The 12,630-nt window shown below is 65.8% G+C and carries 11 protein-coding genes; 3 read left to right on the forward strand and 8 right to left on the reverse strand.

Features of this window, described 5'->3' with window-relative positions:
* Positions 1–44 precede the first annotated feature (44 nt).
* The gene (locus tag HMPREF2924_RS08880) at positions 45–1,298 is read left to right on the forward strand and encodes an aspartate aminotransferase family protein (protein WP_003132037.1); all 1,254 of its coding nucleotides are present in this window, start codon (positions 45–47) and stop codon (positions 1,296–1,298) included.
* Between the two features lie 88 nt (positions 1,299–1,386).
* Positions 1,387–2,307, forward strand: a complete 921-nt coding sequence (locus HMPREF2924_RS08885) for an NAD(P)-dependent oxidoreductase (RefSeq protein WP_003124630.1) — start codon at positions 1,387–1,389, stop codon at positions 2,305–2,307.
* Between the two features lie 303 nt (positions 2,308–2,610).
* Here the strand turns inward: HMPREF2924_RS08885 and HMPREF2924_RS08895 are convergent, their stop codons facing one another.
* The 7 genes from HMPREF2924_RS08895 to HMPREF2924_RS08925 all read right to left on the reverse strand — a co-directional run bounded on the left by HMPREF2924_RS08895 (position 2,611) and on the right by HMPREF2924_RS08925 (position 9,735).
* A complete protein-coding gene (locus HMPREF2924_RS08895; RefSeq protein WP_003089159.1) occupies positions 2,611–4,269 on the reverse strand; it encodes a cation acetate symporter in 1,659 nt (552 codons plus the stop codon).
* On the reverse strand, positions 4,266–4,589 hold the full coding sequence (locus HMPREF2924_RS08900; RefSeq protein ID WP_003089157.1) for a DUF485 domain-containing protein: 324 nt from the start codon (positions 4,587–4,589) through the stop codon (positions 4,266–4,268). The genes HMPREF2924_RS08895 and HMPREF2924_RS08900 overlap by 4 nt, the downstream gene beginning before the upstream one ends.
* Positions 4,590–4,645: 56 nt before the next feature.
* Positions 4,646–6,292 (reverse strand): long-chain-fatty-acid--CoA ligase, encoded by a 1,647-nt coding sequence (locus HMPREF2924_RS08905; protein WP_073657028.1) that lies wholly within the window; start codon positions 6,290–6,292, stop codon positions 4,646–4,648.
* An 86-nt stretch (positions 6,293–6,378) separates the two neighbouring features.
* Positions 6,379–7,146, reverse strand: a complete 768-nt coding sequence (locus tag HMPREF2924_RS08910; RefSeq protein WP_003132039.1) for an SDR family NAD(P)-dependent oxidoreductase — start codon at positions 7,144–7,146, stop codon at positions 6,379–6,381.
* Positions 7,146–8,318: an acyl-CoA dehydrogenase family protein gene (locus tag HMPREF2924_RS08915; protein ID WP_003132040.1), complete on the reverse strand. Its 1,173-nt coding sequence runs from the start codon at positions 8,316–8,318 to the stop codon at positions 7,146–7,148. Before HMPREF2924_RS08915 ends, HMPREF2924_RS08910 begins: the two co-directional genes overlap by 1 nt.
* 50 nt (positions 8,319–8,368) lie before the next feature.
* Positions 8,369–8,725 (reverse strand): DUF6285 domain-containing protein, encoded by a 357-nt coding sequence (locus HMPREF2924_RS08920; protein WP_003089151.1) that lies wholly within the window; start codon positions 8,723–8,725, stop codon positions 8,369–8,371.
* Entirely contained in the window at positions 8,722–9,735 is a 1,014-nt protein-coding gene (locus HMPREF2924_RS08925; RefSeq protein WP_031656737.1) for a phosphotransferase family protein, read from the reverse strand. Before HMPREF2924_RS08925 ends, HMPREF2924_RS08920 begins: the two co-directional genes overlap by 4 nt.
* 238 nt (positions 9,736–9,973) lie before the next feature.
* On the opposite strand from HMPREF2924_RS08925, the gene HMPREF2924_RS08930 reads away from it, so the two are divergent.
* Positions 9,974–11,926 (forward strand): sigma-54-dependent Fis family transcriptional regulator, encoded by a 1,953-nt coding sequence (locus HMPREF2924_RS08930; protein ID WP_003132042.1) that lies wholly within the window; start codon positions 9,974–9,976, stop codon positions 11,924–11,926.
* A gap of 65 nt (positions 11,927–11,991) precedes the next feature.
* On the opposite strand, the gene HMPREF2924_RS08935 is transcribed toward HMPREF2924_RS08930, so the two are convergent.
* Positions 11,992–12,495 carry a hypothetical protein gene (locus HMPREF2924_RS08935; protein WP_003089145.1) on the reverse strand — a complete coding sequence of 168 codons (504 nt, stop codon included), beginning with the start codon at positions 12,493–12,495 and terminating at the stop codon, positions 11,992–11,994.
* Positions 12,496–12,630 lie beyond the last annotated feature (135 nt).

A 12,630-nucleotide genomic window follows, 5' to 3' on the forward strand; every position in this document is an offset into this window, starting at 1 on the left:
CGCCCACACCCCGGACTACCCAGATCATTTTTCAAGAGGTTTGCATGAACAACATCGAGACGTTCGAAAGGCTCGAGTCCAACGTGCGGATGTACTGCCGCGACTTGCCCCTGGTGTTCGATACCGCCCAAGGCAGCAGGATCCGCGGCGAAGATGGCCGCGAATACCTGGACTTCTTCGCCGGCGCCGGCGCCCTGAACTATGGCCACAACGACCCGCGCATGCGCGATGCGCTGATCGCGTATCTGTCGGCCAACGGCGTGACCCACGCCCTCGACCTGCACACCACCACCAAGCGCCAGTTCCTGGAAGCGATCGAGCGCGACCTGCTCAAGCCACGCGGCTGGGACTACAAGGTCCAGTTCACCGGCCCGACCGGTGCCGACGCCGTCGAGGCGGCGTTGAAGCTGGCGCGCAAGGCGACCGGGCGTACCAAGGTCGTATCGTTCTACGGGGCTTACCACGGCATGACCGCCGGCGCCCTGGCCGTCACCGGCAACCGCACTCGCCGTGGCCCCGGGCTTTCCACCGACGTGGTGTTCGTGCCCTACGAAGACAGCCCCTATGGCGAATTCGACAGCATTGGCTTCCTCGAGCGCCTGGCCAACGACCAGGGCAGCGGCTCGGAGCTGCCGGCGGCGGTGATCGTCGAGTCGGTGCAGATCCAGGCCGGCGTCTACCCGGCTTCCAACCAATGGCTGCAACGCTTGCGCAAGTGGACCACCGACCACGGCGTGCTGCTTATCTGCGACGAGATCCAGGCCGGTTGCGGCCGCACCGGCGACTTCTTCGGCTTCGAGCGCTCCGGGGTGGTGCCGGACCTGATCACCTGCGCCAAATCGATCGGCGGCTTCGGCCTGCCGATGGCGATCGTGTTGCTTCGTGCCGGGCTGGATGTATGGCAACCGGGCGATCACATCGGCACCTTCCGCGGCAACCAGTTGGCGTTCCTGACCGCCCGCATCGCGCTCAGCTATTGGCACGATGAGCAGTTCCTGAAATTGCTGGCCGACAACTGCGCGGCCATGGAGCGCGCGGTTGCCGGCTTTGCGGAAATTCCAGGCGTCGCGTCCGCGCGCTGTCGCGGCATGATCGCCGGCATCGATTTCGGCCGCGGCAACGTCGAGGTCGCCAAGGACGCCCAGCAGCGCGTGCTGCAAGCGGGCGTGCTGGTCGACCGCTGCGGCCCGAATGGCGAAATCATCAAGCTGATGCCACCGCTGAACACTCCGACCGACCAACTCGAAGACGGCCTCAGGGCCTTCGGCGAATCGGTCGCGGCAGCGCTGGGCGAATAGCTGCCAGGGTCACCCTTCGGCCTGTGTTGAAGCGCAGGCCGGAGACCTGTTGGACATCAGCCAGAACAATAATCAGGAGACCTCGAGCGTGCGTGAACACAATGATGAAAGCGTCGAGTTCGAAGTGTCCGTGATCGGGCTCGGAGCCATGGGAACCATCATGGCCCAAGCGTTGCTCAGGCAAGGCAGGCGCGTGGCGATCTGGAACCGCTCACCCGGCAAGGCCGCGGCGCTCGTCGCCGCTGGCGCTCACCTGTGCGAGAGCGCCGAAGCCGCGCTGGCTGCAAGCCCGGCCACGATCTTCGTGCTCCTGGACAACCAGGCGACCCACGAGGTGCTCGGGATGCCAGGTGTGATGCAGGCGCTGGCCAACCGTACGCTCGTGGATTACACGACCAACGCCCGGGACGAGGGCCTGGCGCTTCAGAGTCTCGTCAACCGCGCGGGCGGCCATTACGTCAAAGGGATGATCGTGGCCTACCCGCGCAACGTTGGTCGTCGCGAAAGCCACAGCATTCATACCGGTGATCCTGAGGCCTTCGAACGGCATCGGGCGCTGCTTGAGGGGCTTGCCGGCCATACGACGTTCCTCCCCTGGGACGAAGCATTGGCCTTCGCCACCGTGCTCCACGCGCATGCGTTTGCCGCGATGGTGGCTTTCTTCGAGGCCGTGGGGGCTGGTGTCCACTTCGGCCTGCCGCCTTCGAAGACCGCTCGGCTCATGCTCGACACGTCGCGCTTTTTCGTCGCCGATGCACTCGAGGAAGCGGTCCGTCGGCTGGAAGCGCAGGATTTCGCAGGCGATCAGGCGAGGCTCGATGTGCATGCCCAGGCCTTCGCCCATATCGCCGGAGCCCTGCACGCACAAGGGGCCTGGACGCCGGTCTTCGACGCGCTGTGCCAGACCGTGCAACGCGCGGCAGCCATGGGCTATGGCGATCAGGACATCGTAGCCGTCACCCGCCTGTTCGCCCGCGAATGCGACACCGCAAGCGCGGCGGGACAGTGACTGCGCTGCTCTTCTAAGGTCCTCGTGGATAGCGCCCGAAGACAACAACTATAAAAAATCGCTGGAGAATCATATGCGCCGATTCGGTTTTCTACTGGCTGTCCTTGTATTGGTCATCTTCCTGAGTGCACTGTTTTCGAAGCCTTCCGTCGTCAACCGCGGGACGGCTCAGCGCATGGAGCACTACCCCACCGTCGGTATCGGAGACATCTTCCGGGGGCACTAGCCAGGCCTCGGGCGACAGACAGCCTCAAAGCCTGCCATGCGGTCGCTGCCACCCGTTCGACAGCGATCGTGTGCGCCTCAGTGGTCTATGGCTCCGCTGGCGCCAAGGCCGGTCTGGCCTCGTACGTACTGGTCGGCGAAGGCTTCCCTTTCCGCCATGGCCCGCGTGGTCCGGTCCAGGCGGGAAACGCCATACGCCACCAGGAACGCCAACGGCATGGAGAACAGCGCAGGCTGGGTATAGGGGAACAGCGGCTCGGCGAAGTGCAACACATCCACCCACACCAGCCTGGAGAAAACCACGAAGCCCATGGCGCTGAACAACCCGACGTAGCCACCGGCCAACGCGCCACGGGTGGTCAGCCCGGACCAGAACATCGACAGGAACAGCACCGGGAAGTTGGCCGAAGCGGCGATGCCAAAGGCCAGGGCGACCATGAAGGCCACGTTGATGTTCTCGAACACGATGCCCAGGGCTATCGCCACCAAGCCAAGGCCCAGGGTTGCCAGCTTGGTTACCCGCAGCTCCTGCGCCTCGCTGGCCGCGCCCTTCATGATCACCCGCGCATACAGGTCATGGGCGATGGCGGACGCCCCGGCCAGGGCCAGGCCTGACACCACGGCCAGGATGGTGGCGAAGGTCACGGCGGAGAGGAAGCCCAGCAGCAGGTTACCTCCCACTGCCTGGGCCAGGTGCATGACCACCATGTTGCCCCCGCCCAGCAGCTTGCCTCCCGCTTCCCCGCCCTCGAAGAACCGGGGCTGCTGGCTGACGATCACGATCGACGCCAGGCCCAGCAGGAAAATGACATTGAAGAAGTAGCCGATGAACCCGGTGGCGTAGAGCACCGACTTGCGCGCCTCCCGGGCATCGCCGACGGTGAAGAAACGCATCAGGATGTGCGGCAGCCCGGCGGTGCCGAACACCAGCCCCAGGCTCAGCGATAACGCGGTCAACGGGTCGGCCAGCAAGCCACCAGGGGCCAGCAGGCGTTCGCCCAGGGCATGGCTATCCATCGCCTGGCTGACCAGCCTGTCATAGCTGAAGTCGAATTCGCGCATCGCCAGGAACAGCACCAGCGAGCCGCCGACCAGCAGCAGGAATGCCTTGACGATCTGCACCCAGGTGGTTGCCACCATACCGCCGAAGGTCACATACAGCATCATCAGCGCACCGACGATCACCAGGGCGATCTGGTAGTCCAGGCCGAACAGCAGCCTGATCAACTGCCCGGCCCCGACCATCTGCGCCACCAGGTAGAAACACACCACGGTCAGCGAGCCGATGGCGGCCATGGTGCGCACCTTGCCCTGGTCGAGACGGTACGAGGTGATGTCGGCGAAGGTGAAGCGGCCCAGGTTGCGCAGCCGCTCGGTCATCAATAGCAGCAGTACCGGCCAGCCCGCGAAGAAGGCGATGAGATAGATGTAGCCATCCATCCCGGAGCTGTAGATGAGCGCGGTGATTCCCAGCAGCGTGGAGGCGGACATGTAGTCGCCGGCCAGCGCCAGGCCGTTCTGCCAGCCCCGGATACCGCCTCCGGCGCTATAGAAATCCGCCGTCGAATGGGTCCGTCGCGCCGCCCACCAGGTGATGCACAGGGTGAACAGCACGAACACCATGAACATGCCGATGGCATGCAGGTTGAGCGGCTGGCGCTGGCCAGCGTCCAACGCGGGCGAGGCCGACAGCAGGCCGGAGTGCAGCGACAACGCCAGGGGAAGGAGCTTCTTCATGCGCCCTGCTCCTCTTCCAGCCCAGCGACCAGAGCCTGGGTCAGGCGATCGAATTCGCCGTTGGCGCGGTACACATAGAGCGCCGACAAGGCACAGAAGAACACGAACAGGAACACGCCGGCCGCGACCCCGAAGGTCATGTTCGAGCCCTGCGCCAGACGCCTGGCAATCAGCTCGGGGCAGAACGATACCAGCGCGATGTAGCCGTGGAACGTGGCCAGGATCAGCAGAAGCAGGCTCAGGGTGAAACGGTTTCGGCGCGCCACCAGTTGCTGGAACCGGGCACTGGCGCGGATACGCGCGTATAGCAGGCTGGACATGGGACACCTCGGGCAACCTAGTTATTGTTATGGAATGTGCGGGTGCGGCAGCGCCATCAGCGGCCGGCGTCGCCGGCCTCCTCCTCCTGCCGGGCCCACTCGCGCAGGACGAACTTCTGGATCTTGCCGGTGGCGGTCTTGGGCAGTTCGGTAAGCGTCACATGCCGCGGCGCCTTGAAGTGCGCCAGGCGCTCGCGGCACCAGCGGACCAGATCGTCACCCGTGGTTCTGGGTAAGGCATCCGCCCGCAAGGCGACGAACGCGTGGGGTGTCTCGCCCCAGCGCGAATCCGGGCGCGCCACCACCGCGGCCTCGACCACCTCGGGGTGCTGGTAGAGCACTTCCTCGATCTCCAGCGAGCTGATGTTCTCGCCGCCGGAAATGATGATGTCCTTGGCCCGGTCCTTGATTTCCACGTAGCCGTCCGGGTGCAGCACGGCCAGGTCGCCGGTGTGCAGCCAGCCGTCGGCCAACGCGGCGCGGGTGGCCTCGGGGTTGTGCAGGTAGCCTTTCATCACGGTGTTGCCCCGCACTACCAGTTCGCCAAGGGTGCGGCCGTCGGCCGGGACCGGACGGCCGGTGTCGGTATCCAGCACCGTGGCCTCCTCGAGCATCGGGTGGGCGACGCCCTGGCGGCTCATGAACTGGGCCCGGGCCTCCAGCGGCAATTCGTCGACCCCCGGCTGCCACAGGCACAGGGTGCTGGGGCCGTAGCTTTCGGTCATGCCGTAGGCGTGGGTGATCCTGAAGCCGCGTGCTTCCATGGCGGCGATGACCGCGCTGGGCGGCGCGGCGCCGCCGGTGATCACCGATACCGGCACGGCAGGGACGCTGGCATGCTCGGCATGGATCAGCATCGACATCACCACCGGCGCGGCGCTCAGGTGGGTCACCGCATGCTCGGCAATGGCGGCGTGGATCGCATCTGGCTGGACCTTGCGCAGGCACACGTGCGTGCCACCGGACAGCGTCACCGCCCAGGTATGGCTCCAGCCGTTGCAGTGGAACATCGGCAAGGTCCACAGGTAGACGCTGCGCGGCCCCAACTGGAAGATCAGCGCGCCGGCGCAGGCGTTCAGGTAGGCGCCTCGGTGATGCAGGACCACGCCCTTGGGATCCCCCGTGGTGCCGGAGGTGTAGTTGATGGCGATCGACTGCCATTCGTTCTGCGGCGCACTCAGCGGCCGCCCGGGGTCGCCCTGGGCCAGAAACGCCTTATAGTCCAGGTCGTGGGCGAGGTCGGCGCGCTCGGCCTGATCATCGTCGATGCCCACCAGCAAGGGCGGCGCATCGAGCATGGCCAGCGCCTGCTGGGCCACGGCACCGAACTCACGGTCGCAGATCAGCACCCTGGCCGCGCAGTGGCGCAGGATGAAGGCGATGCTGCGTGCCTCCAGGCGGATGTTGATGCATACCAGCACCGCCCCGGCACCGGGTACGCCATAGTGGGCCTCGAGCATTTCCGGGATATTCGGCGCCAGTATCGCCACCCGCTCGCCCGCTTGTACGCCGACCCGCTCCAGGGCACTGGCCAGGGCGCAACTGCGCTCGTGCAACTGGCGGTAGCTGTAGCGCCTTGCGCCATAGACCACCGCATCGCGCTGCGGGTACACCTGCGCGGCACGCTTGAGGAACGACAGCGGCGACAGCGGGACATGGTTGGCTTCGTTGGGAGCAAGCTCGTGCTCGAGGGTAGGAACCATCATGGCAGCCACCTCATCGACACATTGCTCGGGTCTTGCACGCACATACATACCTCCTGTTCTTGTTGTTATTGCGCCAGGGCGCGTTACAGGCTGCTGCACAGGTGGCCGCCATCGACCACGATCTCGGCGCCGCTCATGGCCCGCCCGGCATCGCTGGCGAGCAGCAGCAAGGCGCCGTCCAGGTCCGCCGGCACGCTGAAGCGGCGGCTGGGGATACGCGAGCGCAACTTGTCGCCGGCCTCGCTGGCCAGGAAGGCCTCGTTCAGGTCGGTCATCACGTAGCCGGGCGCCAGGGCATTCACCCGGATGCCATGGCGCGCCAACTCCAGCGCCATGGCGCGGGTCAGGTGGGCCAGGCCGGCCTTGGCCGCCAGGTAAGGGCCGACGGCACCGGCCACACGGCTGGCGAGGATCGAAGTGACATTGATCAGGCTGCCGCCCTTCCCCGCCGCGACCATGCGCCTGGCGCTTTCCTGGGCCACCGCCCAGGCGCCCTTGAGGTTGGTGTCGAGCACGCGGTCCCAGCTTTGATCGTCGCAGGCCAGCAAGGGCTGGCTGTCGCTCACCCCCGCATTGTTGACCAGCACATCCAGCGGGCCGGTGGCATCGAGCACCCGGCAGATATCCTCACGGCAGGTCACATCGAGGGCAAAGGCCTGCGCCCGCCCTCCCGCCACCTCGATGGCCTCCACCAGTGCCTGCAGCGGCGCCTGGCGCCTGGCAGTCACCACCACCTCGGCGCCTGCAGCGGCCAGGGTCATGGCGAAGTGGCGGCCCAGGCCGCTGGAGGCTCCGGTCACCAGGGCGCGGCGCCCGTCGAGGGCGAACAGTCGGGTCAGGTTCGGCTGCATCAGCGGGCCTCCAGGCGCTGGTCGAGCAGTTTCTTCGCCAGGCTCATGCGGTGCACCTCGCTCGGGCCGTCATAGATGCGGAACGGACGAATGTCGCGGAAGATCCGCTCCACCACGGTGTCTCCGGTCACCCCGCGCCCGCCCAGTACCTGGACGCAACGGTCGACCACCCGCCACAGCGCCTCGGCGCTGATCACCTTGGCCATGCTGGAGTCGACATTCGCCCGCCGGCCCTGGTCGAGCACCCAGGCACAGTGCCACACCGCCAGTCGCACCACGTGCAGGTCCATCATGTTGTCGGCCAGCATGAAGCCCACACCCTGGTGCTCGCCCAGCGGCTTGCCGAAGGCGTCGCGGGTGCGCGCATAGTCGCAGGCGATGTCGTGGGCGCGACGCGCGGCGCCGAGCCAGCGCATGCAGTGGGTCAAGCGCGCGGGCGCGAGGCGCACCTGGGCATAGCGGAAGCCCTTGCCGATCTCGCCGAGCACATCGCTCGCCGGAATACGCAGGTTGTCGAAACGCAGCTGCCCGTGGCCACCGGTGAAGCAGCTGTCCAGCGAGTCCAACTGGCGCTCATGGGTGATGCCGTCACGCTTCATGTCGGTCAGGAACATGGTCGCCGTACCATCCTCCATGCGCGCCATGACGATGCCGAAGTCAGCGCCTTCTGCGCCGGTGATCAGCCACTTGCGGCCATTGATCAGGTAGTCGTCGCCATCGCGGGTGGCGGTGGTGCGCAGCATCGAGGGGTCCGAGCCTGAGCCTGGCGCAGGCTCGGTCATGGCGAAGCAGGAACGGGCATGGCCCTGGACCAGCGGGCGCAACCAGCGGTCTTTCTGCGCCTCGGTGGCGACCACGTCCATCAGGTGGATGTTGCCTTCGTCCGGGGCATGGATGTTCAGCGCCACCGGGCCCAGCGGCGAGTAGCCGGCCTCTTCGAAGACGATCGCCTTGGCCACGTGGCTCAGCGCCAGGCCACCCATTTCGCGGCTGGCGTGGGGCGTCAGCAAGCCGGCCGCGCGGGCGCGGGCCACCAGATCCTGGCGCAGGGCGTCGCTGGGGCCGTGGCTGTCCTGGCGGGGGTCGTTCTCGAGCGGGATGACCTGTTCGGCGATGAAGTCTCGGGTCTTGGCCTGCAAGGCGAGCAGTTCGTCCGGGAGGGTGAAGTTCATGGTTGTCCTTCTGGGTGCTTGTCTGTCGGGAATGAGATGGCTGACGCCGTTCAGGGCAAGGCCTTGGGATTGCTGATGGCCAATCGGGCGAGGGTGACCTGGCGCAATGTCTCGACCAGGGTTCTATGGTTTTGCGGGGCGTCATGGCTGCCCAGGCGAATGGCCCGTGCCAGTTGGCGGCGCAGGTCGGGCAAGGCTGCGGGCGCCTCGTCGACCAAGGCGGCCAGACGTGTCCGCTCCTGGTCCTCGGCCAGAGCCCCCAGGCGGCTTTCGCGGGCTGCGATGGCCATGGCATTGGCGATCATCAGGGCCGGGTAACGCAGCTCGCCGGGCAGCGCTGGCAGCAGTTGCTCCAGAAGCGTCGAGCGAGCGATGTCGAGCAGTTCATGGGCATCGGGCTGGGTCATGGCGCTTCGGCTCCGGTCATGTGCAGGATGTCGAGCTCAAGCTCCGGCAGCAGTCGTGCGGTCAGTGCCAGCTCAATGGACGGCTCTTCGCCGGACAGGTGGCGCTGGCCTTGCTGCAGGGCGATCACCGCCCAGCGCAGGGTGGCCATGACCTGCCAGTAGTGCAGTTGGCTGCGCTCGATACGCAGCGGAGACACCTCGTGGTAGCCCCCCAGGAAGTCCTCCAGTTGGCCGATACCGCCGGCCTCGAGGTCTGGGCGGGTGAAGCGCCAGCAGCGGGCGGTGAACCAGCCTAGGTCCTCGCAAGGGTCGCCCCAGCCGGTGAACTCCCAGTCGAGTACGGCTTCGAGTCCCTGTTCGCTGGCCAGGTAGTTGCCGGTGCGGTAGTCACGGTGCAACAGACACAGGGTGCCGTTGTGCGGTGCGTGCAGCTCGCACCAGCGCAGGCCCCACTCCAGCACCGGATAGGCATCGGCGAGGGTGTCGAGGTAGTGGCGATAGGCGTCGATGGTCGCCAAGGCCGGTGAGCGGGTTGGCATCGGCAGGAAATCCAGCGCGGCGCACGGCGGGCGAACCTGATGCAGGCGCGCCAGGTTGGCGCCAAGCTGCGCCGCCAGCTGCGCCCGGCCCTGGGTGCCGGCGCCGGCGCTGAGCAAGCGACCGGCGGCGACACCCGGCACGTACTCCATCAGGAAGAACACCCGCCCATGCACGCGCATATCGCGGCACAGCCACAGCGGGCGCGGTACTTTCACACCGGCCTGATGAACCACTTGCAGCACCGCGAACTCCTGTTCGCGGTCCAGGCTGGCGGGTAGCGCGGAAAGCGCATCGCTGCGCAGCACCCAACGCCGGGCGCCAGCCCAGGGGCCGCCTTCGATCAGCAGGTCCAGCAGCCAGTTTTCCTGGATGGCGCCGCCGCTCAGGCGCTGGCGTGCCTGGATGACCACCCGCTTCGCTGCGGCGTACTCGCGGATGAACTCGACCAGTGGCTGGTCGTCCGGGGCCACGAATGTCTCGCCGTCCCGTACGGTCGTAGGAGGAGTGCTCATGGGGTTGTAGGGCCTACCTGTAGTCATGTTGTCAGACAGCTTTAGCAACGCCTGGGCCAATTTTCGGGATATGCCTGTAACCCGCGCGCTCTCTGGCGCCAGGCTTTTCCATGGCGCTCGACGAAGCAATCTTGGTTTCACTTTTGCAACGAACTGATTCAGTATCGAAACAATTCAATCCTGAACAGGTTTCGACATGCGTCCTCCCCTTTCCCAGGTCGTCGTGCTGGTCAGTCACCTTCAACGACCTCGGCAGCGCAGTCGCCTCGCCAGCCTGGTGGCCGGCCTGGCGGCGGGCTACCCGGACGTCCATATCGAGGTGCTCGACACCTCGGTATCCGAAGCCCTGCAAACCGCCCGCGATCTCGAACAGCACGGCAAGGCCGACGTGTTCGTCTGTGCTGGCGCCACTGCCGCCTACCTGCGTAGACACCTGGCACGTCCGGTTCTGACGATGCGCGTTGGCGGCGGAGACCTGTTGCGTGCGCTGGAGCAAGCCCGCGAACACTCCTCCCATGTCGCCCTGCTCAGCTACAACCGCATCGACCGGGACCTGCAAGCCATGCGAACGCTGTTCACGGTGCAGGTTCACCAGGTCGCCTACACCACCCTGGAAGAGGCTCGCCAGGCTGTCCTGGAGGTAGCCCGGCTGGGTTGCCGCAGCATCATCGGTTCGTCGACGGTGGTGGAGCTGGCGGAACAGGCAGGCCTGCACGGCGTGCTGTCGCTGAGCGAAGACACTGCGCGCAAGGCGCTCGAGGAAGCCATGGGAGTCCTCGACAGCCAGCGCCTGGAGATCGCCAAGCGGCGGCATCTGGACGCGGTGCTGCAACACATTCCAAGCGGTGTGGCAGCGGTCGACAACCAGGGTGTGGTGCAATCGCTCAACCCTGCCCTTGCCCAGTTGCTGGAGTTGCCGGTCAGCTCGGCTCTGGGTCGACCGTTACAGCAGCTATGCCCGGAGCTTGACCTGCAACAGGCGCTAGAGGATGGCGGTGGCGAGGAAAACCGGGTGATCCGGCTGGGCTCGCACGCCGTGGTCAGCAATCTCCTGCCGATCCTGGAGAATGGCGAGCGTACCGGCCTGGTGCTCACCTGCCAGGACATCACCGCCGTGCAGCGCGCGGATCAACGCATCCGCTCCACTCGCCGTCCAGGTGCCTTCACCGCGCGTTACCGGCTCGAACAACTCAACGGCGCGAGCAAGGCCAACCGTGAGATGTTGCAGCTGGCCAAGCGCTTTGCCGCCAGCCATTCGACCATCCTGATCACTGGCGAAAGCGGCACCGGCAAGGAACTGCTCGCCCAAGGGATCCATAACGAGAGCCCTCGCCGGCACGGGCCTTTCGTCGCCATCAACTGCGCGGCGTTTCCCGAGTCGCTACTGGAAAGCGAACTGTTCGGCTACGAGGAAGGCGCCTTCAGCGGTTCGCGCAAAGGCGGCAAGCCCGGCCTGTTCGAGGCGGCGCACCGTGGCACGCTGTTCCTCGACGAGATCGGCGACATGCCTGTGTCGCTGCAGACTCGCCTCCTTCGTGTATTGCAGGAGCGAGAGGTCTTGCGCCTGGGCGGCACCGAGCCGATCTCCATCGACGTGCGCATCGTCGCCGCCACCCACAAGGACCTGGGGGCCGCCATGAAGGATCGCGAGTTTCGCACCGACCTGTATTACCGGCTGAATATCCTGCGCTTGCAGACCACTCCCCTGCGCGAGCGGCCCGAGGACATTCCTCTGATTTGCCAGGGAATCAGCCAGCGCCTGCTGGTCCAGGGCCAGCCACCGGGTGCCGCAGGCATAACGACGCTCCTGCTACCCTACCTCGTCCGCCATTCCTGGCCCGGAAACGTCAGGGAACTGGAGAATGTCATCGAACGGGCGATGCTCTCCGCCAGCGAAATCTTCCATGAGCACGGCGTGGATGAGCATTACCTGGCTCGCGTGCTGCCCGAGCTATTCGAAGGCCAGCCTCAGCCCAGGTCCCGGAAAGAGCCATCGCGCACAAAGGATTTGCACGCCATCGGCAAAACCGCGCAGTTGCGCTACATACAGGAGACGCTGGACAGCTGCCAGGGCAGCCTTGACGAGGCTGCGCGTCGGCTCGGGATCAGCCGGACCACGCTGTGGCGGCGGCTTCGTTCGGCACGCTGAGCAAAACGATGCGCCTGGGCGATGCGGAACTCGCCCAGGCATGGACGCGGCCGGTGCCGTGAAACTCAATTGATCAGCGGAACCTGCTTGCCGATCTGCAACGCCTCCAGCGCGTCCAGTTGCGCTTCGATCTGCAGGAAGCGCATGGCCCGCCGAGGTGACATCTTCTCGGCCACTTCCTGCACGTACCGGTGCAGCACGGCCAGCTGTTTCTCCTGCAATCCCCGATAGAGGTCGACCATCCTCGAAGCTTCCGCGTCGGTAATGCTGCCGGAACCATAGGCGCGGGCATATTCGAGCAGGAGCTGGAATGTCTCCTTGTGCAGGCTGTCCGTCTCGCCTCGGTAGCGTGAATAGATCGGCCAGAACGTCTCGGCTTCGGTACCGTCCAGCGCCATGTTTGCCTCGACCATCCGTTTGCGCTTGTAGTTGATGGTTTCCAGCTGGTTCCTGATCTTTTCCTTGTGCTCGTTCATCACCTGCTCGACCGATGGCAGGGGTTCGTCGGCATGAGCGGCAAGGGAAAGGGTCGCGACCAGGGTGGCCACGAAAAGCAAGCGCCTGGACATCGGCGTTCTCCTTCTGGGTTGATCGAATGGATTCATGCTGCCGCGGTGCGATGCGACATCAACGGGCCCCGCGCCTCAGGGCGATCCTGGGCGCCCACTCCAGCCATTCGTCATTGGCCGAATCGAACAGGGCGA

Source organism: Pseudomonas sp. HMSC063H08 (genome assembly GCF_001813645.1).
In the GTDB taxonomy this organism is placed as follows: domain Bacteria; phylum Pseudomonadota; class Gammaproteobacteria; order Pseudomonadales; family Pseudomonadaceae; genus Pseudomonas; species Pseudomonas aeruginosa.